The organism is Kerstersia gyiorum (assembly GCF_004216755.1).
Lineage (GTDB): Bacteria > Pseudomonadota > Gammaproteobacteria > Burkholderiales > Burkholderiaceae_B > Kerstersia > Kerstersia gyiorum.
Map to the genome: position 1 here is coordinate 1 of NZ_SGWZ01000003.1, position 26,983 is coordinate 26,983.

A 26,983-nucleotide genomic window follows, 5' to 3' on the forward strand; every position below is an offset into this window, starting at 1 on the left:
AGCAGAGAAACGAGATTATGAAGCAGTTTTTCAGGTTTGTCAACTCAGTTTCGTTTGCCACTTAGCGGCTATCCACTGAATCCCTACTTGAAAAAAGCCGCCTGGGTAAACCCACCAGACCTCGTTTCCAGTTGCTTATCAGAACCGCCCCTTTCGGGTTAACCCTGAGTCACTAAGCAACCGAGCTAGAAACTATAACATGGGATTTTGAAGTTTGTCAACACTTGCTGAACCGCTTCACTTCCCTGCCGAATCCGTTTCCTAGCGCCGCCTGGCCGTCCCTTAGGGATCAAACCGCTGCGCCTGAAAACAAACTCCGTTTCCGGCCCCGTTGAACTTTACTTCGCCCCTTTCGCTGGGAAAGGTTTGCTGTGCTGCTCAACAGAAAATGAAATATAGCACGCTTTTCATCGCCGTGTAAACTTTTCGAAGAAAATCTTTCTCCTCCCGCTGAAAACGGGAAAATCTCTGCGTTTATATCTACCAAGAGCGGCTCGCCAGCCCGTCGCGCCCTGGATTCCGGAGCTTTACGCCGAGACTCAGACGGTCGAGCATCCTCTGCGGCCAACACTGGCCACGACTTCATTATGCGCATGTGCTTGTTCGAGAACCATGCGAGAAAACCCAAAGACACCGGACAAGGGCTTACCCTCGCTCCAACCGTAGCCACCGGCGTCGCGACACCACGCCCTCCTGCCCGGCCATACATACGCAAATCCGCCATCGGGCATAGAATGCTTGCATCCATTGTTATTGAACCATCAGGATCGCAGGCCTCGCCGTGGATTGAACCCGGCGTCCGGCATCTCTATATATAGAAGGCAGTCCTGGCGGGCGCGCCCGCCAGGAACAAGGACAGGACAATGATGCGGCGGATATGGTCAGCGCCACGCCCCATGCACTGCCTGCCTTCTCTATATATATGCAGGCGCCCGCCGTTCGGCATCGCCGGAGCCGCCTCACCAGCGGCGCCGGGATTTCCCACCGCGCAGCCCCAGGCCACACCCGAGCTTGCCCATGACTGAAGACATTCTTATCAACGTTACGCCTTTCGAAACCCGAGTTGCCATCGTCGAACAAGGTGCCGTGCAAGAACTGCACGTCGAACGCAGTATCCAGCGCGGCCATGTCGGCAATATTTACCTGGGGCGGGTCAACCGCGTCCTGCCGGGCATGCAAAGCGCATTCGTGGACATCGGACTGGAGCGCGCCGCCTTCCTGCATATTGCGGACCTGCGCGAGAACCGCCAGGAACGCACCCAGGGCCAGACCATCACCCCCATAGAGAAAATCCTGTTCGAGGGCCAGACCATCATGGTCCAGGTCATCAAGGACCCGCTGGGAACCAAGGGCGCCAGGCTGTCCTCTCAGATCAGCCTGGCCGGCCGCATGCTGGTGCACCTGCCGCATGATCCGCACATTGGCATTTCCCAGAAAATCGAATCACAGGAGGAACGCAAGCGCCTCAAGCAGCAACTGACGGCGCTGCTGCCCGAAGACCCCCATGGCGGTTTCATTCTGCGCACACAGGCCGAAGGGGCAACCGATGAAGAACTGGCCGCCGACGTGGAATACCTGTTGAAGCTCTGGCAAGGCATCCAGCAATCGGCCCGCAAGCAGGGCGTGCCTTCGCTGTTGCACCAGGACCTGACACTGGCTGAGCGGGTACTGCGCGATATCGTTACCCCAAATACCGGCAAGATTCTGGTGGACTCCCGCAGCACCAAGGCAGCGATGACCGACTGGGCGCAGGTCTACACGCCCGCGCTGACCGACCGCATCCAGCATTACAGCGGTGAACGCCCCCTGTTCGATACCGCCAATGTCGATGAAGAAATCGCCAGGGCGCTTTCGCGCCGGGTAGACCTGAAGTCCGGCGGCTACCTGATCATCGACCAGACCGAGGCACTGACCACGGTGGACGTCAATACCGGCAGCTTCATCGGCGGCCGGAACTTCGACGACACGGTATTCAAGACCAACCTGGAAGCCGCACGCGCCATTGCCCGGCAATTGCGGCTGCGCAACCTGGGCGGCATCATCATCATCGACTTCATCGACATGGATGATCCTTCGCACCGCGACATGGTGTTGCAGGAACTGCAAAAAGCCTTGTCGCGCGATCGCACACGCATGACCATCAACGGCTATACTCAACTGGGCCTGGTGGAAATGACCCGCAAGCGCACGCGCGACTCGCTTGCGCACCAGCTCTGCGAACCCTGCCCGGTTTGCGAAGCCCGGGGGTCCGTGCGGACGGCCCGTACCATCTGCTATGAAATCCTGCGTGAGATCCTGCGCGAGGCGCGCCAATTCAACCCCAAGGAATTCCGCATCGTGGCCTCACAGGCCGTGATCGACCTGCTGCTGGAAGAAGAGAGCCAGCACATGGCTATGCTGGGTGATTTTGTCACCAAGCCGATCTCCATGGAGGTCGAACCCATCTACCCCCAGGAAAAGTACGACATCATCCTGCTCTGACGCGACCGGCGGCCAAGCAGCTGCCGCCGCTGCCCTGCCGCCCCCAACACAGCGGCGGCAGGAAGCGTGCATGAACCGTACAGCCTAGCCCACCATCCACCCGGAACAACCTGGCTGCCCGCCGTCCGGATATCCACCCGGAGCAAAGTGATACCGGTGATTTTTTGAAATCCACGGAATCACTTCATCGCAATTCGGAAATGGTCCGTTCCTATAATCCGGCGCACCAACCAAAGGAATCCCACATGAAATCAACCTTGCTGGCCGCATCCGGCCTCGCCTGCCTGCTGCTGAACGCGCCTGTGATGGCCAGGGATGGCGCCTGCATGATCGAGGGTTCTTTCAACCTCCTGGGCCAGGTCATCAAATCCAAGGACTGCGTGCAGTCGGACCCGGCAGAAGACGAAGCGGCATTCAAGACCTCTTGCGAGCAACTGGCCAACACGTCTGCCGCCATGGGCGGCGAGGCAGGAAAAATCACCTATCTGGAACAGTGCCCGACGCCCGCGCAAGGCATCTGCCAGGACCTGGCCGGACTGAAACGCGGCGCCTATTACTATGAGCGCGCCGCCGACGACCTGGCCTCCCTGCCTGCCAGCTGCGCGCAACTGGGCGGCCGCTGGAAAAGCGGCAAGTAAGGCCAGCGCATCTCCTTACCGGCAATAGGGAACGGGCCGGGCAGTGAATCACTGCCCGGCCCGTTCTTTTGGGAGTCTCGGTGCAACAGCCGCTTATCGGACAAGCCGGGCCATGCTGCGCCCGGCCGCCCATTTCTATCAGCTCCCCCTGAACTGCATCTGGTAAAGCGCGTGGTACAGGCCGTCCGGACTGCGCATCAGCTCGTCGTGGCTGCCGCGCTCGACAATACGGCCTTCATCCAGGACCAGGATGATGTCGGCGCTCTGGACAGTTGACAGCCTGTGTGCGATCACCAGCGTGGTGCGGTTGCGCATCAAGCGTTCCAGCGACGCCTGCACCTGGCGTTCTGCTTCGTTGTCCAGCGCCGAGGTTGCTTCGTCCAGGATGAGGATGGGCGCATCCTTGATCAAGGCGCGCGCGATTGCCAGACGCTGGCGCTGGCCGCCAGACAACCGTACCGCATTGACGCCAACCTGGGTATGGATGCCATTGGGCAGGCGCTCGACAAAGTCCAGCAGGCTGGCCGATCGCAAGGCTTCGCGCACGGTTTCATCGGTACTGGAAGATGCCACTGCACCGTAGGCCACGTTCTCGGCAATGCTGCCATCGAACAGCACCACATCCTGGCTGACCAGGGAAATCTGGCGCCGCAGGCTGGCCAGCGTCAGGTCGTGGATTTCCTCGCCATCGAGCAGGACGCTGCCGCCAGTGGGTTCGATAAAGCGCGGCAGCATGTTCACCAGGGTAGTCTTGCCGCTACCGGAACGGCCGACCAACGCAATGGTTTTGCCGGGCTCGGCCACAAAGGAAATATCCTGCAGGGTTTCACGATCGGTATCGGAGAACCGATGCGACACGCCACGGAATTCAACCCGGCCGCGCGCCTGTTCCATGACTTTCTTGCCTTGGTCCTGCTCGACCGGTTCGTCGATCATCTGGAATACGCTTTCCGCCGAGGCCAGCATTTTCTGCATACCGCCAGAGACACGCGTCAGACGGCGCACAGGATCGAAAATCTGGGCCAGGGCCGTGATGAAGGCGGCAAAGCTACCGACAGTCAAGGTGCCCTGGTTGGCCTGATGCAGCGCCACGGCTATCGCCCCAGCCACGGCAACCGCCACGCACATCTGCGTGACAGGGGTCATGGCGCTGTCTGCGGTTGCCGAACGCATCGCAAAACGGCGCAGGCGGCCATTCACATAGCCGAAGCCCTGGCGGGCGCGCTCATAGCCATCAAACAGCTTGACGACACGCTGGCCGGCAATGGTTTCGCTGACCACATGGGTCAGCTCGGCATTCATGTTGACGGTATCGCGGTTGATATGGCGCAGGCGGCGGATGAAGGCACGCGACACCTGCACGGCTACCGGCAACATGACCAGCACGATCAGCGACAACTGCCAGGACATGTAGAACAGCACACCTATCATGGACAGCACGATCAGCGATTCGCGGATCAACACTGTCATGACACTGGTGGCATAGCCCGTGACGTTGCCGGCGTCGATCGTGAAACGGTTGAGCAGACGGCCGTTCTCGCCTGCGCGGAAAGCTTCGTCCGGCAAGCCCAGCAGACGCTCGAACATGTCGCGCCGCAGCCCCAGCAGCACGTTATTGGCCACCCAGGCCAGCAAATAGTCGCTGAAGAAGCTGAGCACCCCGCGCACGGCGATCATCGCAATGACCAGCAGAGGGAAAATCCAGATATAGTCAGGATTGCCACCACTGAAACCGTCGTCGAGCAAAGGTTTCATGATGAGCGCCAGCGCCGGCTGCGTCAGCGCTGCGCCTGTCATCAGCGCGATCGCCAGCGCCAGCCCCTTCCAGTATTGGCCGACCCTCGCGTAGATCCGTCCCCATAACATGCGCTCTTGAGACACGGTTTTACCGGCACGCGCGGGTTTTTCTTTCGATTTCAATGCAGACTCGCTTCCAAGGCTGAATACAATGTTGGAAGATTGTACCGTCACCACCTGTTTTTCCTGATGCGCACTTTTCCGAAACCGACCAGAATCTATCTCCGCCTGCCAAACTGGGTCGGAGATACCTGCATGGCACTGCCCTCGCTGGAGCTTCTCAACCAGACCGGCATCCCTGTCGTGGCGTGCGGGCGCGCCTGGGGCGCCAACCTGCTGGCGCACATGCCGCTTGAGGACTATCTGCCCTTCGGGCGAAAGATCCTGCAGAACCGGCAAGTGGTGCAGGCCCACATGAAGGCCCACCCCCAGCCTGGCGGACGCAGCGTGGGGCTGTTGCTGCCCGACTCCCTTTCCAGCGCGCTCAGTTTCCGGCTGGCCGGCCTGCCCTGCGCCGGCTACCGCGACGATGGCCGCAGCTTTCTGCTGCGCTGGCCGATCCAGAAACCGCCCCAGGCCATGCACGCAGTTGAATCCTGGTACGAAGTGACCCGTCAGGCCTTGCGCCTCTGGGGTTTGCCGCACGGTTCCGTCACACCGCCGCCCAAGTCCCCGCTGCGCCTGGGCCAGGAAGACCACCAGCAGGCCCGCGAATGCCTGGAACAGGCCGGGCTGCAGGATCAGCCGTTCATCATGATCGCGCCCACGGCTACCGGCCTGCATCGCGGCAAGGTCAAAGTCTGGCCACACTATGAAGCTCTGACCCGGGCCTTGCAGGCCAAAGGCTGGGCAGTCGTCATGGCGCCGCCCCCTGATGAAACAGAGATTGCCCGGCAGAACGCGCCCAGCGCCCTGCTGCTGCCTCCCATGCCCCTGCGCGCCTTCGCCGCCCTGACGACGCGCGCAGCGCTGGTGGTATGCAACGATTCCGGGGTATCCCATATTGCCGCTGCGGCTTCCGCGCGCCAGCTCACCCTGTTCGGCGTGTCCGACCCGGACGACAGCCGCCCGTGGTCGCCATTTGCCAACTATATGGGCGACCAGCACAACTGGCCTGGCCTGGATCAAGTCCTGAACCGCATTTCCAGCCTGCTCGCCGATCCGGCCTGACATCACCATGACATCGCCCGTCGAACTTCTCTCGTCCCTGGTCTATCCGCTGCACCTTTCGCTTTTCCTGCTGGCCTGCGCGCTGGTGGTCGGCCTGTTGCGCTGGCGCCGCCTGCGTAACCTGCTGGTGGCCGTAGCGCTGGTCTGGTCGCTGGCCTGGTCGCTGCCCGTCACGTCGATCTGGGCAGGCGGTATGCTGGAAAGCGCCTATCCGTACCAGCCCGCCGCCGAACTGCCGGCAGCCGATGTCATCGTGGTGCTGGGCGGCCAGACCGCCAACGGCCGGCCCAACTGGTTCCTGCCCGAGCTACCCAGGCAAAAGCCCAGCCGTACTGCCAGGGCGGCTGAAATCTACCTGGCAGGGCGCGCGCCCTACGTCCTGCCCTCAGGCGGAGCGGCTGAAGGCACGGTGAGCGAGGCCGAAGGCATGGCGCAGATGTTGCGCCAGCAAGGCGTCCCCCGGGAAGCGCTGCTGCTGGAAACAGCCAGCCGCAACACCTACGAGAACGCGCACCTGACAACGCGCGTGCTGCATCAGCACAATCTGAAAAGCGTGCTGCTTGTGACGTCCGCGCTGCATATGCCGCGTTCTGTCGCCACTTTCGGCAAACAGGGCGTGACCGTCATCCCTGCCCCTGCCGCACCACAGATCCTCCAGCCCGAAGACCGCGGCGCGCTGTGGGCCTGGATGCCAAATCGGCGCGCCTTTGATGCCAGCCGTTCCATCATCAAGGAATACATCGGATTGGCGGTTTACCAACTACGCGGCTGGGCAGCGGCCTGAGTGTAAAAACCGCCGCAAGCATCCGACCCGATTGGCATAATCATGCTAGAATCGCGAGTTGCTTTTACCGACCAGCCAGGGAACGTGGCTGGTTTCCTGCGACCGGTTCGTCCGGTTTCTGTCTTCTGTTTTCGCCTAATAGATGCGCCTGGCGCACTTTGGCGGTCGCAATGGGCGGCACTGCGCATGGAAACCTGCTGGCGACCCGACATACACACAGGATATTTCCATGAAAGAAGGCATTCACCCCGACTACCGCGAAGTCGTGTTCCAGGACCTGATCACTGGCACCAAGTTCGTGACCCGTTCCACCGTGCAAACGCGTGAAACCATCGAACTGGACGGCAAGACCTACCCGCTGTTCAAGTGCGACGTGACCTCCGAATCGCACCCCTTCTACACCGGCGCGCAGACCCGCGTTGTCGAAACCGGCCGCGTCGAGAAGTTCCGCGCCCGCTTCGCCCGCACCGCCGGCGCCAAGAAGGCTGCCAACGCGTCGTAATCCGACTCGTTCCTTCCGCGCCACAGGCGCAGATAGAAAAGGCAGCCGTGACGGCTGCCTTTTTTTCAGCTATACACTTCGTATCCATAGCCGTGCTTCCCGCAAGGGAGGCGTTTCCTTTTCCGATCCTGCCTCCTCGTGCACCCCCAACATACCGCGACACCTTCACGCCTGACCGCCACTGCCACCCGGAAACTGCCCCGCATGGCGCTGCTTTGCCTGGCTGCCGTCTATATCCTGGCCGGCCTGTTTTTCCGCGACCCATGGAAAAGCGACGATATCATCGGCGTGGCCACCATGCTGACCGCGCTGCGCGAAGGCCCGCTGGGCTGGCTGCTGCCACAGATCGGCAACTATGCCTACGCCCAGGGCGGCCCGCTGCCCACCTGGGCGGGCGCCATCACCATCTGGCTCGCCGGCCCGATCATGGGCGATTTCGCCGCCGCTCGGCTGCCCAATCTGATCTGGTTCGGCATCATGGCCAGCGCCACCTGGTATGGCACTTACCTGCTGGGCCGCCGTCCGGAAGCGCAACCCCTGGCACTGCCCTTCGGCGGCGAGCCGAAGGCGCGCGATTACGGCCGCATGCTGGCCGATACCGCCCTGCTGCTGGTGCTGGCGACCGTCGGCATCCTGCTGCGCGTGCATGAAAGCTCATCCATGCCCGCCATGCTGGCCTGCCTGGCGCTGGCTTACTACGGCATGGCTCGCATGTTGGACAAGCCGTTGAGCGGCGCTGCCACGCTGGGGCTGGCGCTGGCCGGCGCCATGCTGACGCGTGGCCTGCCGGGCGCGCTGCCGATTCTGCTGGCCATGCTCATCCTGCTGCTGCCCGCACCGCGCCACGTCAGCCTGCCGCGCCAGTGGCTGGTCGCCGCGCTGGCGCTGGCCGCGCTGCTGTTCCTGGCCTGGTATATGCCTGCACGCGCAGCCAACCCCTACTGGGTAGACCAATGGTTGGGCTGGAACCTGGGGCAGTTCGGTGCGCCCAAGGCCACGGTCATCCTGCGCACCCTGCGCGACCTGTCCTGGTTCCTGTGGCCGACCTGGCCCCTGGCGCTGCTGGCGCTGTGGCGCTGGCGCCAATGGACTGCCGCACCACACATCCGCCTGCCTGCCTCCCTTGCAGCCGGCGCCGTGCTCTGCCTGCTGGCCATGGGCGAACCCTTCGAACCCGAATTCGCCATGCTGGTGCTGCCTTTCGCCGTACTGGCAGCTTTCGCGCTTCCCACCCTGCGCCGTGGCGTGGTCAATACGCTGGACTGGTTCGCCATCATGTGTTTTTCGCTCACCGTGGCCTCCGTCTGGCTGGGGTGGGTAGCGTTGCATTTCGGCTGGCCTACCAAGATTGCGGGCAATATTGCCCGCCAGACCACCGGGTTCGAACCCCACATCAATCTCCTGGCCACATTGCTGGCCCTGGTCACCACCGGCCTGTGGGCTGCGCTGGTGAGCTGGCGGCTGCGCACCCAGCCCACGGCCCTATGGCGCGGCACCATCCTGTCCGCCTGCGGCCTGACGGCCACCTGGGTCCTGCTGGCCCTGCTGTGGCTGCCTGCCATTGACTACGCGCGCAGCTACCGTGCCACCTCGGAGGAATTGTCGCAGGCCATCGCGGCCAATATCCGGCCCGGTGAATGCGTACGCAGCGCCGGCCTGGGCCTGGCGCAGCGCGCCGCCTTCCAGGTGTTCTCCAACCTGAATTTCGATTTCTCGGGCAACTGCAATCTGGTACTGCTGCAAACGACCAATCGCAGGCTGGAAAGCGCTGGCCTGCCCTCTCTGGCACGCGAAGGGCAGATACTGTGGCGCGGCGGCCGTACCGCGGACCGTCACGAGGTGTTCTTCCTGGTCAGGCGCGCCGCACCATGAGTGCCGCTGCACTACCCGGGCTGCGGCACAACCTGGCCCTGATCGCCCGCAACGCCTGGCCCGTCCTGATCAGCCAGTGGGCCGGCGTTGCCTTCGGCGTACTCGACACGGCCATGACGGGCCACGCCTCTCCCACGGACCTGGCGGCCATGGGCTTGTCTGTCTCGATCTACGTCACGGTGTTCGTCGGCCTGATGGGAGTGCTGCATGCGCTGATTCCCATCCTTTCCCAGCAATTCGGCGCCAAGCAATACCATGAGCTGGGCCGCACCTGGGGCCAGGGTGTCTGGCTGGCGCTGGCCCTGTCCGTCATCGGCGCGATACTGATGCTGTTCCCCGACATGTGGCTGAGCCTGTCGGGCGACGTCGCGCCGGAAGTGCGAGCCAGCATCGCCGCTTACCTGAGGGCGCTGGCGCTGGCCCTGCCCTTCGCACTGGTTTTCCGGACCATCTATGCCCTGGGCAACGCCGTATCGCGCCCGAAAATCGTGATGGCCATCAATCTGGCCGGCATCGGCTTCAAGGCATTTTTCAACTGGCTGCTGATCTACGGCAACCTTGGCCTGCCGGCGCTGGGCGCACAGGGCGCCGGCCTGTCCACGGCTCTGGTCTATGTCATTTCACTGACCGCCGGCATCCTGGTGCTGCGACACGACACGTTCTTCCGCCAGTTCGCACTGCGCATGGGCCGAATTCGCTGGAGCGACCAGAAAACCCTGCTGCGCCTGGGCCTACCCATGGGCGGCTCCTACCTGATCGAAGTGTCCGCCTTCACATTCATGGCCCTGCTGGTCGCCCGCGAAGGCACCTATGTCATCGGCGCGCAGCAGATCATTTCCAACCTGGCAGCCCTCTGCTTCATGATGCCCATGGCCATCGGCGTAGCTACCGCAGCGCTGTCCGCCCGCGCGCTGGGCGCCCGCGACCCCATGCTGTCGCGCCGCATCAGCAGCGCCGGTATCGTGCTGGCGCTATGCGGCGCCGTGGTCACGGTCTGTATCCTGGTGCTGGGACGGCCCCTGATCGTGCGCGCCTACACCGACGAGCCGCATGTCGCCGCCGTGGTGCTGACGCTGATGCCACTGCTGGTGCTGTTCCATATCGTCGATTGCATGCAGTGCATCAATTCCTATCTACTACGAGCCCACAAAGTGGCCTTCGTGCCCATGCTGCTGCAAGGCCTGGCGCTGGGCGGCGTCGGCCTGGCCGGCGGCTGGTATCTGGGCCTGGGCCCGGGCCGCGGCCTGCTGGATGGTGTGCGCGAAGCACTGATTCCGGGATCGCCGCAAGGCGCGGGTACCATGTGGCTCATGGCATCAGTGGGCCTGGCGCTCTCGGCGGCCCTGCTGCACAGCTGGTACCGGCGCGTCTCGCGCCAGTCCCTGCAGGACAACCGCTGAGCCAGCCCGCCCAGGGATGAAAAAGCCGGCCCGGGCACGCTAGCCTGGCCGGCCTGGTCGCGGCATCCTGGACAATTCATCCCTGCCCTGGCACGCCTTACACCTTGAGGAAATGCTCGCGGTAGTATTTCAGTTCATCAATGGATTCGTAGATATCCGCCAGGGCTTCGTGGCGCGATTTTTTCTCGAAGCCTTTATAGACCTCGGGCTTCCAGCGCCGCGCCAGCTCCTTGAGCGTGCTCACGTCCAGGTTACGGTAATGGAAGAACTGTTCCAGACGCGGCATGTAACGGAACATGAAGCGGCGGTCCTGGCTGATGGTATTGCCGCACAGCGGCGATTTTCCCGCCGGCACATGCTGCGCCAGGAACGCCAGCAGGATATCCTCTGCCTGGGCTTCCGTCGTCGTCGATGCACGCACCCGTTCGGTCAGGCCGCTGCGGCCATGCGTGGCGGTATTCCATTTGTCCATCGCGTTGAGCAGGCTGTCGTCCTGGTGGATCGCCAGCACCGGGCCTTCTGCCACGACGCTGAGATCAGGTTCCGTTACAACAACAGCCACTTCAATGATGCGTTCTTTTTCCGGGTCCAGGCCAGTCATTTCCATGTCCAGCCAGACCAGGCGATTTTCGTTCCGAGCCATATAATCTGCCTTTAAAACACGACATTTTCTCATACCGCCAGCCTCCATGCTCCTGCCCGACGCCTTTCCTTCCTCCCTGACCTGGCTGTTCCTTGCCGCCCTGGTGCTGAACCTGCTGGTCAAGCGGCTGCTGGGCTGGCGCCATGCGCGCCATGTGCAGACTCACCGCGACCGCGTACCGGAAGCATTTGCCGGCCATATCGGCCTGTTCAGTCACCAGCGCGCGGCAAACTATACGGTCGCGCGCCTGCGGCTGGGCTGGCTGAACACCTGCGCCGACGCCGTGGTCCTGCTGATACTGACACTGGGCGGCGGGCTGGCGGCGCTGGAAAGCTGGATCGCTGCCTGGCAATGGCCGCCGCTGGCGCATCAATTGGCCCTGTTAGGCCTGGCCTTGCTGGTCATGGCGCCGATCGACCTGGTTTTCAATTGGTGGCGCCATTTCCGGCTGGAGGCGCGTTTCGGCTTCAATCGCATGACCCAGCGCCTGTTTGTCGCCGACACGATCAAGGGCACGCTGCTGAGCATTCTGCTGGGCGCCCCGCTGTCCGCCGCGGTGCTCGCGCTGATGGCATCGGGCCCCTATTGGTGGCTCTACGCGTGGCTGCTCTGGTCAGCCTTCAGCCTGTTCATCATGTTGGTGTTCCCCGCCTGGATCGCGCCACTGTTCAACCGCTTCTCGCCGCTCAACGACGATGCGCTCGGCGCGCGCATCCACGCGCTGGCCCAACGCTGCGGCTTTGCCCTCAATGGCCTGTACGTCATGGATAGCTCGCGCCGTTCGGCGCACGGCAATGCCTATTTCACCGGCATGGGCAAAATGCGCCGCATCGTCTTCTTCGATACCTTGCTGGCCAAACTGAACCATGATGAAATCGAAGCCGTGCTGGCCCACGAGCTGGGGCACTTCAGGCACGGCCATATCCGCCAGCGCCTGCTGCTGGCGCAATTCCTGTCGCTCGTGACCCTGGGCATACTGGCCTGGCTGGCCGCCCAGCCAGGCTTCTACACCGCGTTCAACGCTGTCCCGGCCAACGCATCCAGCCAGCCCGCCATGGCCCTGCTGCTGTTTTTCCTGGTCAGCCCGGTCTTCACCTTTTTCCTGACGCCCGTGCGCAGCTGGCTGTCGCGCCGCCATGAATACCAGGCCGATGCCTATGCCGCCGCACAGAGCCAGCCTGCATTCCTGGTCGCGGCCCTGCTCAAACTCTATAACGATAACGCCGCCACCTTGACTCCCGACCCCGTGCATTCCGCGTTCTACGACACCCACCCGCCCGCCGCGCTGCGTATCGCCCATCTCAACCAGCTGGAGCAGGCAGCATGAGCAGCACGCTGGAAGGCCGCGTCATTGCCGCCCATGGCCGGCACTATGAAGTGGAACTGGAGGACGGCAGCCTGCGCCAGTGCTATCCGCGCGGCAAGAAGGCCGCAGCCGCGGCCGTGGGGGATTATGTGACGATCGCCCCGGAAGGACTGGACGGCGGCAGTATTGCTGCCGTGCGCGAGCGCAGCAACCTGCTGTACCGCTCGGACGCCATGCGCACCAAGCAATTCGCCGCCAATGTCGACCGGCTGCTGATCGTGGTTGCGGTACAACCCACCTTTTCCGATGACCTGCTGGGACGGGCGCTGGCTGGTGCCTGGTCGGTAGGCATCGAACCCCTGATATTGCTGAACAAGACCGACCTGGCCGAAGGGCTGGTCCTGGCGGAAACCCGCCTGGCCCCGTATGAACGGCTGGGTGTGCCCGTGCTGCGCTTGAGCGCCCACGATAACGAAGCCACCCGCGCGCGCCTGGCCCCCGAGCTGGCGGGCCGCACCAGCCTGCTGCTGGGGCAAAGCGGCATGGGCAAATCCACCCTGCTCAACGCCCTGGCCCCCGAGGCTGGCGCCGCCACCCGCGAGCATTCGACGGCGCTGGATACCGGCAGGCACACCACCACCAGCACCCGGCTGTACCACCTGCCGGCACCCGGCGGCGACCTCATCGACTCACCGGGATTCCAGGCTTTCGGCCTGCAGCATCTGTCGGCCGGCGATATCGAACGCGGTTTTCCCGAATTCGCCTCGCATATCCCGTCCTGCCGCTTCTATAACTGCACCCATAGGCGCGAACCCGGCTGTGGCGTGCTGGCAGCGCTGGAAAGCGGCGCCATCGACACGGGACGCTATGCACTGTACCTGCGCCTGCTAGACGAACTGGAAGCCGGGCAACGTTATTGAGACACGTGCCCGCACACCAACAGCTCGCCCTGTCCGAGCGGGAATGGCCCTACTCTTATTTAGCCGGGCGCAGCGCCAGGTAGAGATTGCGCAGCATCGCCGCCGTGGCGCCCCAGATGAAATATTTGTCCCAGGAAACCGAGTAGTAGCGGCGGCTGGCGCCATCGGGCAATTGCGCGGAATGGATACGGTAGTTGGCCGGGTCCAGCAGGTATTCCAGCGGCGCCTCGAAAATTTCGGCGACTTCCCGCGCCGCCGGTTCCAGCGAGGGGTTGCCCTCCACCCAGGCCGCAATCGGCGTGACGGCAAAACCGGTGACGGTCAGGTATTGCGGCAAGGTGCCCAGCACCCGCACCTGATCAGGCCGCAAACCGATTTCTTCGTGGCTTTCGCGCAGTGCCGTCGCCACCGGGCCAGCGTCGCTGTGTTCGGCGCGTCCACCGGGGAAACTGATCTGTCCTGCATGATGGCTGAGGTTGGCGCTGCGTTGCGTCAGCAGCATGCCCGCGCCATCGCCCCGCATAACGATAGGCATCAGTACCGCCGCAGGCACGGGCCGCATGGCGGCAGGCAAGGCACGCAGGCTCAAGCCGATATCGCCGCCTAGTACAGACCCCGGCGCCGGTCCCAACTGGCCCAGCCGCGCCTGGATCGCGTCGCCAGTCAGCAACTCCGCCGGCAGGCGCGCTTCGACAGGGATTGGCGTCCATGGTTGAGCCTGCGGATCGAAGATCTGCGGTTCCTTGGAGGTTTCGGATGCGTCAGCCATGGTACTTATTCCTACGCCAGCCGCAATGGGGGCCTTCCGCCACGGCATGCCTGCCACTGCACGCCACCAGCAGTCGGAGGCTGGCTTATCTGGTTATTGCTATGTTATTGACCGGCAGTATATCCCTGGGTTCCCCAAGCGCAATGCCACCGCTCGGCAAACCGCTGCGCGGGCAAGATGAGCCACGGATTTGAATCGCATTATCCGATACATACTAATTTAATCAAAACTTATTAATTTTTCGCTTTATTTATATTTTTTGCGCAAAAAGACCAGACATTGCCCTGATCTGTGTTTTCGTCCTTCCACCATCCATCTTCCGCCTGCCCTTGCCGTGTTGCCAACCCGCATGCGCGCCATCGGATTCCGGCGGCAACACCCGGCATGGCGGCGGGAATCAGGTGATGTCCGCCAGTGCGGCCGCAGCCTCCAGCTGGCTGCCCTCGGCAGCCAAAAGCACGATACGTCCAGCCCGCGGCGCCACGATGTTCATCTCCATTTTCATGGCCTCCATGATGGCCAGCAAGTCACCCTCTTCGACCTGAGCGCCATCTTCCACTTTCCAGCGCTGCAACATACCGGCAATCGGGGCCAGCACTGCGGGCGGTTGTTCCAAAGGCGTGGCCGCAATGTCCGGCGCAGCACCTGAATGCCGTCCTTCGGCCTGTGCAGGCAGGCCCGCCAGGCCTTGCAACAAGGTGAGCGGCAGACCCAATGCTACCCGTCGCCCGTCCCACTCGATATCCAGGCGCTGCAAGGCGGGCGCCAGCGCCTGCCGGGCAGGCGTTTCGGCCGGCAAGGTATTGGCAAAATCCGTTTCTATCCAGCGCGTGTGCACCCTGAACGGCTCGGCCCCGGTGAAATCCTCATGCGCCATGACGGCACGGTGAAAGGGCAAGACGGTCGCCAGGCCTTCGACCCGGAACTCCGCCAGCGCGCGACGGGCCCGGGCGATTGCCTGGGCCCGCGTCGCGCCCGTCACGATCAGCTTGGCCAGCAGGGAATCAAAATGGCCGGATACCTCCGACCCTGCCGTCACACCGCTATCCACACGCACGCCGGGTCCGGATGGCGGGTCAAAGCGCCGTACCGGTCCAGGGCAAGGCAGGAATCCGCGCCCGACATCCTCGGCATTGATGCGGAATTCAAAAGCATGGCCACGAGGCGCCGGCGTGTCACGGAACGACAGCATTTCGCCATCCGCAATACGCAGCTGTTCCAGCACCAAATCCACACCCGCTGTTTCTTCGGTCACGGGATGTTCGACCTGCAAGCGCGTATTAACCTCCAGAAACGAGATGGCGCCATTGACGCTAAGCAGGAACTCCACCGTTCCGGCCCCGACGTAGCCAGCCGCCAGACAGATATCGCGCGCGGCACCGTGGATGCGTTCACGCTGTTCATCGCTCAGGAATGGCGCCGGCGCTTCCTCTACCAATTTCTGGTTGCGCCGCTGCAGCGAGCAATCGCGCGTGCCCACAACCACGACGTTGCCATGCTGGTCGGCCAGCACCTGGGCTTCCACGTGCCTGGGCCGGTCCAGGAACTGCTCGACGAAGCATTCGCCTCGGCCAAAGGCGGCTGAGGCCTCACGCACTGCGGATGCATACAGTTCTTCGATTTCTTCCAGTTTCCGGGCGACTTTCAGGCCGCGCCCGCCCCCACCGAAAGCCGCCTTGATCGCAACCGGCAAGCCGTGTTGCCGTGCGAACACCACGACTTCTCCAGCATTGCGCACCGGATCACTGGTGCCTTGCACCAAGGGTGCGCCAACCTTCATGGCCAGCTTGCGCGCCTGCACCTTATCGCCCAGTTGTTCGATGGCGGCAGGCGGCGGGCCTATCCATATCAGGCCCGCGTCGATAACCGCCCGCGCGAACGCCGCGTTTTCGGACAAGAAGCCATACCCGGGATGCACTGCATCGGCCCCGCTGCGACGAGCCACCTCCAGCAGCTTGCCGATATCCAGATAGGTGTCGACGGAACGCTCGCCATGCAGCGCATAGGCTTCGTCGGCCATGCGCACGTGCAGCGCATCGAAATCGGCGTCAGCATAGACCGCTACCGAGGCCACACCGTAATCGGCGCAGGCCCGGGCGATGCGCACGGCAATTTCACCACGATTGGCGATGAGGATTTTTTTCATGGCAATGGCAGGATGGAAGGAGATGAAGCCGGAGCGGCTGCCGACACGTCGCCAGCAATCGGCCGGCGCTCAGGAATGATGGGCTGGAACGGCTCCAGCACACGCAGGCGTACCAATGCGCCTACCGGTATCTGCCCGGCACGGTCCAGGTCGTGGGGCGCCACGCAAGCAATGACAGGATAGCCACCAGTCAAGGGGCGGTCAGCAAGAAACAGCACCGGCTGGCCGCTGGGAGGCACTTGCAGTGCGCCTGCAACCGTTCCTTCACTGGGCAATTCGGCCGTGAGGCTGCGGGCCAGCGGTACCGCCCCCTGCAGCCGTATCCCCACGCGATTCGATTGCGGGGTCACCTGCCAGGCTTGCTGCAGCAATAGGGCCAGCGCTGCATCCGTAAACCAATCGGCGCGCGGCCCCAGCGTAATATCCAGCCAGACAGTCTCGCCAGGCGCGGGCATATCCGGACGGGACACAGCCGGTTCGCCCACGCAGCCGTGGCGGGCGGGCAGCACAGGTAGCCTGTCTCCGGCCCGCAAGGCGTCAGGGCCGATATGGGCCAGGGTATCGCTCGAGGCGCTGCCCAGGAATGTCTCAACGGCAAAGCCGCCACGCACTGCGAGATAGGCCCGGCTGCCGGCCCGGGCCGGACCGGCCTGAAAACGTTCGCCATCGGTCAATGCCAGCGGGCGATGGCTGGGCAGGCCGGCATGGCGCCCCTCACGGTCGCGCAGTATCAGCGGCGCGTCCGCGCCGGTCACAGCAATGACCACATCGCCCTGGCATTCGATTTCAAAACCACCGGGCACGAACTCGATGCAGGCAGTGCCTGCCGCGTTGCCGACCAGCCTGTTGGCCTCGCGCAGCGCCGCCTGGTCCAGCGCGCCCGAAGCGCTGACGCCCTGGCTCGCCAGCCCTGGCCGCCCCTGGTCCTGGAACAGCGCCAGCAACCCCGGCTGACGCATCACGCAAGCGGACATGCCGGTGGCAGCCGCAGCCGTTACGGACCCGACGGCCGGCAAGCGGGCCTGGGGACGGGAGTGCGGCTGATGCTGGCCGGAGCGACTGAAGACCGGCGCCCCGACAGGCCCGCGTTGCTCGATGAAGCGCACCCGCATTCCCGGTTGCAGCAGGGCCGGTACGGCGCGCGTGGCATCCCACATGGGCACATCGGTCACGCCAATAATCTGCCAACCGCCTGGACTGGCCTGCGGATAAACACCGCTGAACCGGCCTGCCAGGCCGACGGCTCCCGCCGGAATTCGAGTGCGCGGGCTTGTTCGGCGCGGTACGTCGAATACCGGATCGCCACCGGCCAGATAGGCGAAACCTGGCGCAAAGCCCGTAAAGGCCACGCTATATGCGCTGCCTGTGTGACGCCGTATCACTTCTTCCCGGCTCAGCCCCAGTAATTGGGCCACCTCGTCGAGGTCTTCGCCGTCATAGCGCACCGGAATTTCCACCAGTTCGCCTGGCTGTTGCGCGCCAGTCTGCGTACGCAACGCCGCAATGTGCCCGGCCAACACCTCGCGGCAGATCAATGCGGGCTGGAAACGCACCAGCACGGTACGCGCTGCCGGCACCAGTTCCTCGACACCCGGAAGAGGCTCGGCCTGCAGCGCCTCGAACAAGGCCAGTACCTGCGCCAGATCTTCAAGCTCGACCAGCATGGCATGCGAATTGACAGGAAGAAAACGCAAGGGCAACACTCCAGTCTCAATCAAGGACAAACAGGCCGGCAACGACCAGGGAAACCCGTCGCGGCTCGGCGATCATGACCGCTCATGCTCGGCTCGGCCGACATAGCATGGCATGAGAAGATCGCCTTCGCCATCAGGCGAAAGCGCGCACCGCCACCCCTGCCTGTTGCAAGGTATCGCGTACCGCGCGCGCCATGGCCACGGCATCCGGGCTGTCACCATGCACACAGATGGAATCCGCCACCACCGGCGCCAGGCTGCCGTCCACGGCCTCGATCACGCCTTCCTCAGCCAGACGCAGCATGCGCCTGGCCACCAATCCCGGATCATGCAACACGGCGCCCGGATCGCGGCGTGACAACAAGGTTCCCTGGGGCGTGTAGGCACGGTCGGCAAAGGCTTCTGCCATTGTGCGCAGGCCTGCATCGGCCGCCCACGCTGCCAGCGGCGAACCAGCCAGCACCACCAGCGTCAGGCTGGTGTCTATGGCCCGGATGGCTGCGATCACCGCCATGGCCTGGCGCTTGTCATGCGCAATGGTGTTGTAGAGCGCGCCGTGCGGCTTGACGTAGCGCACCGCCAAGCCAGCAGCCCGGGCCAGCCCCTGCAGCGCCCCGATCTGGTAAATCACGCCTGCCGTCAGGTCGGCACTGGCGATATCCATATTGCGCCGGCCGAATCCGAGCAGGTCAGGATAGGCGACATGCGCGCCCACAGTCACGCCACGCCGGCGCGCTGCCTCCAGGGTTGCCAGAATGCCGGCCGGGTCGCCAGCATGATAGCCACAGGCGACATTCGCACTACTGACAATGTCTAGCATGGCAGCGTCGTCACCCATTTTCCATGCGCCCAGGCTCTCGCCCAGATCGCTGTTGAGGTCTATGGTCTTCATTCTATTTTTCCTTGTGCAGGCCGCATGACTGCTGTTGCCGATCATAGCTGACGCCCGCGTTGCCGGAGAAGGACGCCGTCGCCGCGGTGTGAGGAAAAACGCCGCGCCATTTGTTGTATTTTCCAGACCACTATTGATAATAAGTTTCATTTTCTATAGCATAAAGAATTGGACAGCACGCATCTCCAATCGCCAGGCAAGCCTACCTGATTCATACGACTTGTCCTTGCCGCTCCATCGTTCCACCGAACTGCTCCTTACGCCACTGCCAGACCATGTCGCGCCAGGCCTCCGCCGACCACAGCACTATTGAATGCCTTTACCGTGCGCATTATGGCGAGCTATTCCGCTGGCTGGCGCGCAAACTGGGCAACCCCAGCCAGGCGACCGACCTCGCACAAGACACATTCGTGCGCATGCTTTCTCGCAACCAGGTCCAACCGCTGGACGGCCAGACACTCAAGGAACCACGCGCCTACCTGAAGACCATTGCCAATGGCCTGGTCATCGACTTCTGGCGCCGCCAATCGCTGGAGCAGGCGTATCTGGATGCCCTGGCGCAACAGCCCGAACCAATGGCGCTGTCTCCCGAAGAGCACACCCTGATTCTCGAAACCCTGCAGCAGCTCGCCAGGCTGATCGAAGCCATGAAGCCCAAGGCCCGCACCGCCTTCCTGATGGCCCAGCTCGACGGCATGAGCTACACCGAAATTGCCGGCCAGATGGGTATTTCCGTGCGCACGGTGGAACGCTATATGGCAGACGCACTGTTCCACTGCCACCAGTTGATGCAGCGTTCGGCATGAGTATCGCCATGTCCACGGGCAACGAGAAACTGGAAAAACAGGCGATTCTCTGGCTGGTACGCCTGCAATCCCAGCCCGGCGATGCCAGCCTGCAGCAAGCCTGTATGAACTGGCGCCAGCGCCATCCCACCCATGAGCATGCCTGGCAGGCGGTACAGTCTTCCTACAGCCAATTGCGCCAGCACGTGCAACAGGTTCCCTCCGGATTGCCGGTCAGCCCGTCCACGCTGCTGCACCGATCGACCAATCGCCTGTCACGCCGCCGTGCGTTGGGACAATTCGGCAGCCTGCTGGCGCTGGCCGTTCCCGCAGGCTGGATCGCACACGAATACACCCCTTGGCAGCGCCTGCGCGCCGACCACGCCACCAGCATCGGCCAGCGCGCCCTGCTCACACTGGACGACGGCTCGCGCCTGCACCTCAATACCGATAGCGCGATACGCCTGCGTTTCGGCCCGGACGAACGCCTGATTCTGCTGGATCGCGGCGAGATCAGTCTGAACAGCGTCACGGCCCGGCACGACACGCCGTTCATGCCCTTGCGCGTGGAAACCCGTGACGGCAGGCTGGACGCCAGGGCCAGCCACTTTTCCGTGCGCCAGCTGGCTAACGGCAGCCAGTTGCATGTAGAAACCGGAACGGTCCCGGCGCAAGGACGGCACATGCCGACCCCGACGCTGGCGCCCGCCCCCGGCGACTACCTACTGACTGCCGCTGCGGCCCGGCCCATCGCCAATCCGGGCATGGACATGCTGGCCTGGACCGAAGGCCAGCTGGTCGCACAGAACATGCTGCTGTCGGACTTCCTGGCGGAAGTCGGACGCTACCGCCACGGACGCCTGGACTGGACGCAGGAGATCGCCTCGTTGCGTATTTCCGGAACGTATCAATTGCGCGATACGGACAGCCTGCTGGCCTTGCTGCCACGCGTCCTGCCGGTGGAAATCGGCCAGCGCACACGTTACTGGACGACAGTAAGGGCCCAGGCCTGAAACCTGTCGGCGCGCGTTGCCATTGCCGTCCGGCTATCGCCGGAATAGGAATGGAAATGAATCGCGTAGAAATTTTTGTCGGGTTTTGCATTTTCGTACGGCATAGAAGGAAAGACACTTCCGGATCTTGCCGTCATGCCCCTCCATCCTCCTGGCCGACAGTCAGCCCCTACACTCCGCACCGCGCCCGGTGCGCGCTCCCGCGCCTTCAGTCTTTGCCCGCCGCTGGCGCTGGCAGCGGCACTGGTATTGGCCTATCCGCAGCAGCCGGTACAGGCTCAGGGACAAAACAGCGCCAATAGCGTCCAGACCTATCACATCGCTCCTGGCCCGCTTGCCGACCGCCTGAACCAGTTCGCGCGTCAGTCCGGCCTGAATCTTTCGTTCACGCCCGAGCAGGTGCAGGGCCTGAGCTCACGCGGCCTGGAAGGCAGCTATACCGTCCGCGCCGGCCTGGAGCAACTGCTCAACGGCAGCGGACTGAGCGCACGAGCCGGCGCCACCGGCTATACGCTGGAAGCCGCTCCCGCCACGCGCGATGGCATCTTCCAGTTCAGCGATATCGAAGTCCAGGGGGCCGCGCCTGACGACACAGACAAGGATTTGCCGTTTCGCAGCGCCAGTTCGATGAAAGTCCTGTCTCGCGATGACATCGAACTGTTCCGCGGGACGTCCGTGGGCGATATTTTCCAGGGCATTCCCGGCGTGCTGATCGGTGAAAACCGCAACTCCGGCGGCCTGGACGTGAATATCCGGGGCATGCAGGGCCAGGGCCGCGTCCCCGTGCTGGTCGATGGTGCCCGCCAGGAAACCACGGTCTATCGCGGCTATTCCGGCGTGTCCTCGCGCAGCTATATCGACCCCGACCTGATCGGCGGCATCCTGATCGAAAAAGGCCCCACCATGTCGGCGGGCGGCGAAGGCGCCACCGGCGGCCTGGTCAGCGCCCGTACCATAGGTGCAGATGACATCCTGCGCGACGGGCAGACCTTCGGCGTGCGCGTGCGCGGGCAGATGATAGGCAATAACAGCGGGTCGGCGCCGGAACCCGGCACGCCCTCCGGCTACTTCCTGCGCGGCGGCGGCGTGGACAACGGCGCCTGGCGCATCAACTGCTCCAGCCCGGAAATCTGCAATGAAGCCAGGCCCGGCGGCGGTACCCATGCCATGCCGCGCCGCTTTGCCTCCAACGAAGGGATGGACCGACCGGACTGGTACAAGCCCAAGAGCTGGGCGGGCAGCATTGCGCTGGCGCAGCGCTTCGCGGCGGTGGACCTGGTGGCGGCCTATGCACGCCGCGAACAGGGCAACTATTACGCCGGTACGCACGGCCCTACGCCGTACGTCGATTTTTCCGACCAGCGCAAACTGCCTTTCTATACGGAAGTCCGTCCCGAACTGCAGGGGGCCACGCGTTTCCGTGGCGGCGAACGCATTGCCAATACCAATTTCGAAAGCGAATCGACCCTGGTCAAGGCAAAGTTCCTGCTGCCCGCCGACCACGACCTGGAACTGAGCTGGCTGCGCTATGACAGCAGCTACGGCGAATTAATGCCGTCGCAATTGCTGTGGACCAATGATATTGCCCAGACCAACAACAGTCATGTCACGGCCAATACCTATACCAGCCGCTACCGCTGGACGCCTGCGGACAATGCCTTCTTCGATGTGAAGGCCAACCTGTGGCATACCAACACCAAGAGCAATAACGATCTTTATGCCGTCTCCGGCGATTTCGCCAGCGGCATCACGACGGAATCCAGCAACGTCACCGAGCGCTACAAGCGCACCGGCTTCGATATCAGCAACACCTCGCGCTTCGACGTCTGGGGCATGCCGGAATGGCGCTACGGCTTCTCGCTGCAGCGCGAAACCGTGGGCCCGGACGGCAAGGCCGGCAATGGCACGGACATCTTCGGCACAGACGGCGATGCCCGTGCCGGCGAACGGCGCGAGTACAACCTGTTCACCGCCATCAAATGGGAAGTGCTGCCTTCCCTGACGCTGGATGCCGGCCTGCGCTACAGCCGCTACAAGTCCGAAGATCACAAGGCCCAGACGCCGGCCGCCGGCAGTGCCTGGTGCGAAGCCGTTGATGCGTTCGGCAAATGCCTGCCGGTGTTCTACAGCAGCCGCAACAGCGGCTCCACGCCGCTGGCCAGCCTGACCTGGGAACCTACGGACGGCTTGCAAGTGTATCTGCGCTACGCCGAAGCAATCCGCATGCCCAGCCTGTTCGAAAATACCAGCGGCTTCTCCGTCGCTCCGACCATCGGCGCAGACCTCAAGCCCGAGCATGCCTACAACCGTGAAATCGGCATGAACCTGCTGCGCGACGCGGTGTTCACCGACACCGATAAGCTGCGCGTCAAGCTGGCCTATTTCAGCAACACCACCTCGGACTACCTCACCCGTACCGTCAGCTACGGCTGGGAAGATACCGACAGCCGCAACGTCTTCCGCATGCGCAACATCGACAAGGTCAGCGTGCGCGGCGCCGAATTGTCGGTGGAATACGACGCCGGCGTGTTCTTCTTCGAAGCCGCAGGCACCCGCTACAACCATATCGCGGTCTGCGAGCATGCTTCCTACCGGCGCTATGACTGCACCGACTACGGCCTGGCCAACAGCTACGTCACGAACATGATTCCGCCGCGCTGGCATGCCTCGTCGCGCATCGGCACCCGGCTGTTCGACCGCCGCCTGATGCTGGGTGTGCGCGGCACGTTCATGGGCCAGCGCAACATGCCCACCGCCTTCGACGACACGCGCAATGGTTTCCTGCGCCCCGTGCCCTGGCATTCGTACCGGATCTTCGACGTGTTCGCCACCTATCGCGTCAACGACAACATGAGCGTGGACTTCAACATCGACAACATCACCGATCGCTATTACCTGGATGCACTGAGCCTGGGCCTGGTCCCCGCGCCCGGCCGTACCGCCAGGCTGGGCGTCACCCTGCAATTCTGATTCCGACCCCGAGGAACCTTCAATGAAACCCACTATCCGCAATCTTGCGTTGAGCCTCGGTGCCGCGCTGGTTCTGGCCGCCTGCGGCGGCGGCAACGGCGCGTCCGACGACTGGACCGGCAGCGACACGAGTGCCACCACGCCGGTCGCCAATGCCGGCACAGCGCAATCCGTGCAGGTTGGCGCAACCGTGACGCTCAATGGCGGCGGCAGCACTGCCGCAACCAGCTACACCTGGACGCTGGTGAGCAAGCCCGAAGGCAGCAATGCCGTCCTGAGCAAGGCAGACAGCGCCACGCCGAGCTTCGTCGCCGACCTCGCCGGCCGCTATGAGCTGGACCTGGTGGTCAGCAACGCATCCGGCAGCAGCAACCATAGCCGCGTGCTCGTTACCGCTGGCAGTACGGAGCCTATCGCCGCAGGCCCCACCGATACCGTCAATGCCCTGGTCAATGGCTGGGCGCAACTAGACGGCAGCGACAGCACGCCGCCGGCAGGGGGCGACGTACAGGGCATGAGCTACAACTGGAGTGTCACCGATCCCAACGGCAAAGCCGTACAGCTTTTCGACGCCTATTCAGCCAAGCCCGGTTTCACCCCGGACATCCCCGGCGTGTACCTGGCACGGCTGGTCGTCACCTACGGCCGCAAGAGCAGCAACGAGTTCGTGATTTCCATTCACGCTTCTCAGGCCAATACACAGCCGGTCGCCTTGGCAGGCGGCCCCTATACGGGCAGCACGGGCCAAGCCATCAAGCTGGACGCCTCGAACAGCTATGATGCGGACGGCGATACCCTGCAATACAGCTGGCGCTTATCGCCCTATCTCGCCAATGGCCCCCAGACCGCCTACGCGAATGTCCAGCTGAAAAACGCCGACACGGCCACCCCGACCTTCTCGGCAGATATTGCTGGCTCCTACAACCTGGACCTGTACGCCTTCGATGGAACGAGCCTCAGCTCGCCCGCACGTGCCACCGTCACCGTGAGCAGTCCTGAAGGCGCCGCCAACACTCCGCCCGTCGCCGTGCTGCGCGACTACTATCCGCTGAATGAAGCGGAGCTGTTGAGCGCCAGCAAAACCAGTTCTGCCTACATCTACTTTTTCAGCGATTCCTATGACAAGGATGGCAATAGTCTGACCTACAAATGGGAATGGGGTGATACGCCGGCTGGCTTCACCCGTCCCGACGTCAGCGGCTACACCGGCCGCAACACCTTGAGCTTCCGTCCGACCACCACTGGCGACGCAACGGGCAGCCCGGTCGAGGGCTACTACACCATGTACCTGACCGTCAATGACGGTCAGGTGGACAGCCAACGCACCTCCCAGACCGTTCACGTACGCAGTGGCGCCAACCGCCGTCCGCAAGCTGTGGTCAGTACCGATACCAGCAGTGTCATGACCGGCATCGAAGCATGGTTCGACGGCACCAAGAGCTCCGACCCGGACGACGGCACCTATGGCATGAAATACCAATGGCGCTGGGCCATGAAACCGTCCAGCAGCCAGGCGGAACTCAAGCACGCCAATGAAGCGCGCGCCAGTTTCGTGCCAGACGTCGCTGGCGCCTATGAAGCGGAGTTGATCGTCTACGACAGTACGGGCACGCCCAGCCGCGCCTCGGAATGGACGGATTATCCGAAGGTCGGCAAAGTGATGGTCAAGGCCAGGAACAATCCCCCTGTGGCGCGTTTCATCGGAACCACGCCTGGTACGCTGGATGAAGAGGCAGGCATCTACCGCTACACCCTGATTACCAACGGCACCAAGGCGCAGGATGGTCTGGCTTGCGACTTCGGCAACCTGGCATCCACCAAGCTGGGCTGGGGCAATACCCTCAAGATGGGTGACGTCGAAAACCTGATCATCCAGGCGACGGCGCTAGACCCCGATGGCGATCAGCTCTACTACCGCCTTTCCGTCGAACAACCGTCTGGCAGCAATATCCAGCCGTCGTTCAGCAATCCGGTCGAGTTCAACCGCATGTCGCTGAAGATCTGCAATATAGACGTTCCGGGAGACTATAAATTCACCCTGCAGGTGTCCGATGGCTCGGAACTGACCGAGGTTCAGCGCTTGGTGGTACGCGTCGAACCAGCACCGGCGGATGCCTCTGCCCTCACACTGGAATCCCTGCGTGTGGAAGGCGCATCCGGCTACGAGGAAGTCGTCGGCGAACAGGACCCCAACAGCTTCAATACGGTGAGCCGTCTCGATGGCCGCACATCTTCACTGGACCTTGGCACCTCCCCCAACGACATGGCGGGCAGGCAGGCGTTCTACAACGACTTCAAGAACGGCGGCACCGTGAAGTACTACCGTCTGACGGCTGTCGGCAAGGACTTCCCCATCAGCGATGTCTCGACGAGCGTCAAGCAGTTCATGCCCAGCGATGGCAAGACGCCCGCCCACTACAGCAGTGACTTCGAAAATGCTGCGAACTACCAGCCACGCTTCGAAGGCCTGCCCAATGTCATCAAGGCCGGAGAATCAGTCGTCTTCAAGATGGTCCTGCCCCCGATGCCACCGCAACGCGCAGAAAAACCGGCATTCTGGGACAGTGACCGCAACTTCGATACCTACGACTTCAACTTCTCGTTCTCCAGCACGGAAATCTCGCAGCCGGTTCAGTATGGCGTGCAGGTCTATGTCCCGCTGACAGGTTGGAACTGGGGCAAGTAAGTCCTTCTGCTTCGCAAGGAAGGCGGTCGGGCACGGCCTTCCTTGTGGATAGATCGCCCAGGAGGCGTCACAGCCAGAGTTTCCACAACTTCTGTGAATAACCCTGTTGGCAGACCTCAGATGATGAAAAAAAACGCTGTTATTTCAAGCATCTGGAATTCCCTGCTCAAAAAAGACACAGTCCGGCTCCGGACCGTGTCTTTTTTTCTTGCAATGCACAAATTGTGGAAAAAACACTGTTCATGCGAACAGTTCCTGCAAGCCTTCCCATGAGACTGTGGATATCTTGCAGTGCCTGCATGGATGCCGTCAGGCCTGTGCGCAGCCAAATCCAGTTTACACACACACATTGTGAACAACCCTGGGAACATCCTTTGGGCATTCCGTGAACAATGAGCAAACATGCGGCTTTCCAGGCCGTGAGCAAACATTGCGCAATCCACAGGCAGCTGCATGCACGGAATCTTGGGCGCCGGACATACAATTTGAGATAATTGAGATCGGTCCCGCTGCCC

The 26,983-nt window shown here is 62.9% G+C and carries 19 protein-coding genes; 13 read left to right on the forward strand and 6 right to left on the reverse strand.

Translation table 11 applies throughout. From position 1 onward, the window contains the following. The first annotated feature begins 1,017 nt into the window (after positions 1 to 1,017). On the forward strand, positions 1,018 to 2,481 hold the full coding sequence (rng, locus tag EV679_RS09920; protein WP_068373788.1) for a ribonuclease G: 1,464 nt from the start codon (positions 1,018 to 1,020) through the stop codon (positions 2,479 to 2,481). A gap of 245 nt (positions 2,482 to 2,726) precedes the next feature. Further along, positions 2,727 to 3,119, forward strand: coding sequence for a hypothetical protein (locus EV679_RS09925; protein ID WP_130487117.1), 393 nt, complete (start codon positions 2,727 to 2,729; stop codon positions 3,117 to 3,119). Positions 3,120 to 3,257: 138 nt separating this feature from the next. Here EV679_RS09925 and msbA read toward each other — a convergent pair whose 3' ends face one another. Beyond that, a complete protein-coding gene (gene msbA / locus EV679_RS09930) occupies positions 3,258 to 4,985 on the reverse strand; it encodes a lipid A export permease/ATP-binding protein MsbA (protein WP_068374135.1) in 1,728 nt (575 codons plus the stop codon). Between the two features lie 186 nt (positions 4,986 to 5,171). Between msbA and EV679_RS09935 the strand changes: the two genes are divergently transcribed. The 5 genes from EV679_RS09935 (at position 5,172) to EV679_RS09955 (ending at position 10,644) form a co-directional block, all read left to right on the forward strand. After that, the gene (locus EV679_RS09935) at positions 5,172 to 6,086 is read left to right on the forward strand and encodes a glycosyltransferase family 9 protein (RefSeq protein WP_165390023.1); all 915 of its coding nucleotides are present in this window, start codon (positions 5,172 to 5,174) and stop codon (positions 6,084 to 6,086) included. Positions 6,087 to 6,093: 7 nt separating this feature from the next. Beyond that, positions 6,094 to 6,870: a YdcF family protein gene (locus tag EV679_RS09940; protein ID WP_130487118.1), complete on the forward strand. Its 777-nt coding sequence runs from the start codon at positions 6,094 to 6,096 to the stop codon at positions 6,868 to 6,870. Positions 6,871 to 7,099: 229 nt separating this feature from the next. Further along, positions 7,100 to 7,372 (forward strand): type B 50S ribosomal protein L31, encoded by a 273-nt coding sequence (locus EV679_RS09945; protein ID WP_127773478.1) that lies wholly within the window; start codon positions 7,100 to 7,102, stop codon positions 7,370 to 7,372. Positions 7,373 to 7,510: 138 nt separating this feature from the next. Further along, entirely contained in the window at positions 7,511 to 9,244 is a 1,734-nt protein-coding gene (locus EV679_RS09950) for an ArnT family glycosyltransferase (protein WP_130487119.1), read from the forward strand. Continuing rightward, entirely contained in the window at positions 9,241 to 10,644 is a 1,404-nt protein-coding gene (locus tag EV679_RS09955; protein WP_068373807.1) for an MATE family efflux transporter, read from the forward strand. Before EV679_RS09950 ends, EV679_RS09955 begins: the two co-directional genes overlap by 4 nt. A 97-nt stretch (positions 10,645 to 10,741) precedes the next feature. Here the strand turns inward: EV679_RS09955 and orn are convergent, their stop codons facing one another. Next, positions 10,742 to 11,287, reverse strand: a complete 546-nt coding sequence (gene orn, locus EV679_RS09960) for an oligoribonuclease (RefSeq protein ID WP_068373810.1) — start codon at positions 11,285 to 11,287, stop codon at positions 10,742 to 10,744. Positions 11,288 to 11,333: 46 nt separating this feature from the next. Here orn and EV679_RS09965 point away from each other — a divergent pair, with 46 nt between their 5' ends. Together EV679_RS09965 and rsgA are read left to right on the forward strand one after the other, a co-directional pair. Continuing rightward, positions 11,334 to 12,614, forward strand: a complete 1,281-nt coding sequence (locus tag EV679_RS09965; protein ID WP_130487120.1) for a M48 family metallopeptidase — start codon at positions 11,334 to 11,336, stop codon at positions 12,612 to 12,614. Then, positions 12,611 to 13,513 carry a ribosome small subunit-dependent GTPase A gene (gene rsgA, locus EV679_RS09970; RefSeq protein WP_130487121.1) on the forward strand — a complete coding sequence of 301 codons (903 nt, stop codon included), beginning with the start codon at positions 12,611 to 12,613 and terminating at the stop codon, positions 13,511 to 13,513. Before EV679_RS09965 ends, rsgA begins: the two co-directional genes overlap by 4 nt. Before the next feature lie 55 nt (positions 13,514 to 13,568). Here rsgA and EV679_RS09975 read toward each other — a convergent pair whose 3' ends face one another. The 4 genes from EV679_RS09975 to EV679_RS09990 form a co-directional block, all read right to left on the reverse strand. Then, positions 13,569 to 14,282 carry a CoA pyrophosphatase gene (locus tag EV679_RS09975; RefSeq protein WP_068373818.1) on the reverse strand — a complete coding sequence of 238 codons (714 nt, stop codon included), beginning with the start codon at positions 14,280 to 14,282 and terminating at the stop codon, positions 13,569 to 13,571. Positions 14,283 to 14,679: 397 nt separating this feature from the next. Further along, positions 14,680 to 16,428, reverse strand: coding sequence for an acetyl/propionyl/methylcrotonyl-CoA carboxylase subunit alpha (locus EV679_RS09980; protein ID WP_130487122.1), 1,749 nt, complete (start codon positions 16,426 to 16,428; stop codon positions 14,680 to 14,682). Next, positions 16,425 to 18,122, reverse strand: a complete 1,698-nt coding sequence (locus EV679_RS09985) for a 5-oxoprolinase subunit B/C family protein (protein ID WP_130487123.1) — start codon at positions 18,120 to 18,122, stop codon at positions 16,425 to 16,427. Before EV679_RS09985 ends, EV679_RS09980 begins: the two co-directional genes overlap by 4 nt. A 133-nt stretch (positions 18,123 to 18,255) precedes the next feature. Further along, positions 18,256 to 19,014: a LamB/YcsF family protein gene (locus tag EV679_RS09990; RefSeq protein WP_130487124.1), complete on the reverse strand. Its 759-nt coding sequence runs from the start codon at positions 19,012 to 19,014 to the stop codon at positions 18,256 to 18,258. 275 nt (positions 19,015 to 19,289) lie between these two features. On the opposite strand from EV679_RS09990, the gene EV679_RS09995 reads away from it, so the two are divergent. The 4 genes from EV679_RS09995 (at position 19,290) to EV679_RS10010 (ending at position 26,468) form a co-directional block, all read left to right on the forward strand. Next, the gene (locus EV679_RS09995) at positions 19,290 to 19,820 is read left to right on the forward strand and encodes a sigma-70 family RNA polymerase sigma factor (RefSeq protein WP_130487125.1); all 531 of its coding nucleotides are present in this window, start codon (positions 19,290 to 19,292) and stop codon (positions 19,818 to 19,820) included. Continuing rightward, complete coding sequence (locus EV679_RS10000; RefSeq protein ID WP_068373839.1) at positions 19,817 to 20,812, forward strand: DUF4880 domain-containing protein; 996 nt, start codon at positions 19,817 to 19,819, stop codon at positions 20,810 to 20,812. Before EV679_RS09995 ends, EV679_RS10000 begins: the two co-directional genes overlap by 4 nt. A 135-nt stretch (positions 20,813 to 20,947) precedes the next feature. Continuing rightward, positions 20,948 to 23,782: a TonB-dependent receptor gene (locus tag EV679_RS10005; RefSeq protein WP_130487126.1), complete on the forward strand. Its 2,835-nt coding sequence runs from the start codon at positions 20,948 to 20,950 to the stop codon at positions 23,780 to 23,782. 22 nt (positions 23,783 to 23,804) lie between these two features. Further along, a complete protein-coding gene (locus tag EV679_RS10010) occupies positions 23,805 to 26,468 on the forward strand; it encodes a PKD domain-containing protein (RefSeq protein ID WP_130487127.1) in 2,664 nt (887 codons plus the stop codon). Positions 26,469 to 26,983 lie beyond the last annotated feature (515 nt).

Coding starts and splice junctions, on each gene's coding strand:
- rng (WP_068373788.1), top strand. CDS start 1,018: ATGACTGAAGACATTCTTATCAACGTTACGCCTTTCGAAACCCGAGTT.
- EV679_RS09925 (WP_130487117.1), top strand. CDS start 2,727: ATGAAATCAACCTTGCTGGCCGCATCCGGCCTCGCCTGCCTGCTGCTG.
- msbA (WP_068374135.1), bottom strand. CDS start 4,985: ATGTTATGGGGACGGATCTACGCGAGGGTCGGCCAATACTGGAAGGGG.
- EV679_RS09935 (WP_165390023.1), top strand. CDS start 5,172: ATGGCACTGCCCTCGCTGGAGCTTCTCAACCAGACCGGCATCCCTGTC.
- EV679_RS09940 (WP_130487118.1), top strand. CDS start 6,094: ATGACATCGCCCGTCGAACTTCTCTCGTCCCTGGTCTATCCGCTGCAC.
- EV679_RS09945 (WP_127773478.1), top strand. CDS start 7,100: ATGAAAGAAGGCATTCACCCCGACTACCGCGAAGTCGTGTTCCAGGAC.
- EV679_RS09955 (WP_068373807.1), top strand. CDS start 9,241: ATGAGTGCCGCTGCACTACCCGGGCTGCGGCACAACCTGGCCCTGATC.
- orn (WP_068373810.1), bottom strand. CDS start 11,287: ATGGCTCGGAACGAAAATCGCCTGGTCTGGCTGGACATGGAAATGACT.
- EV679_RS09965 (WP_130487120.1), top strand. CDS start 11,334: ATGCTCCTGCCCGACGCCTTTCCTTCCTCCCTGACCTGGCTGTTCCTT.
- rsgA (WP_130487121.1), top strand. CDS start 12,611: ATGAGCAGCACGCTGGAAGGCCGCGTCATTGCCGCCCATGGCCGGCAC.
- EV679_RS09975 (WP_068373818.1), bottom strand. CDS start 14,282: ATGGCTGACGCATCCGAAACCTCCAAGGAACCGCAGATCTTCGATCCG.
- EV679_RS09980 (WP_130487122.1), bottom strand. CDS start 16,428: ATGAAAAAAATCCTCATCGCCAATCGTGGTGAAATTGCCGTGCGCATC.
- EV679_RS09990 (WP_130487124.1), bottom strand. CDS start 19,014: ATGAAGACCATAGACCTCAACAGCGATCTGGGCGAGAGCCTGGGCGCA.
- EV679_RS09995 (WP_130487125.1), top strand. CDS start 19,290: ATGTCGCGCCAGGCCTCCGCCGACCACAGCACTATTGAATGCCTTTAC.
- EV679_RS10000 (WP_068373839.1), top strand. CDS start 19,817: ATGAGTATCGCCATGTCCACGGGCAACGAGAAACTGGAAAAACAGGCG.
- EV679_RS10005 (WP_130487126.1), top strand. CDS start 20,948: ATGCCCCTCCATCCTCCTGGCCGACAGTCAGCCCCTACACTCCGCACC.
- EV679_RS10010 (WP_130487127.1), top strand. CDS start 23,805: ATGAAACCCACTATCCGCAATCTTGCGTTGAGCCTCGGTGCCGCGCTG.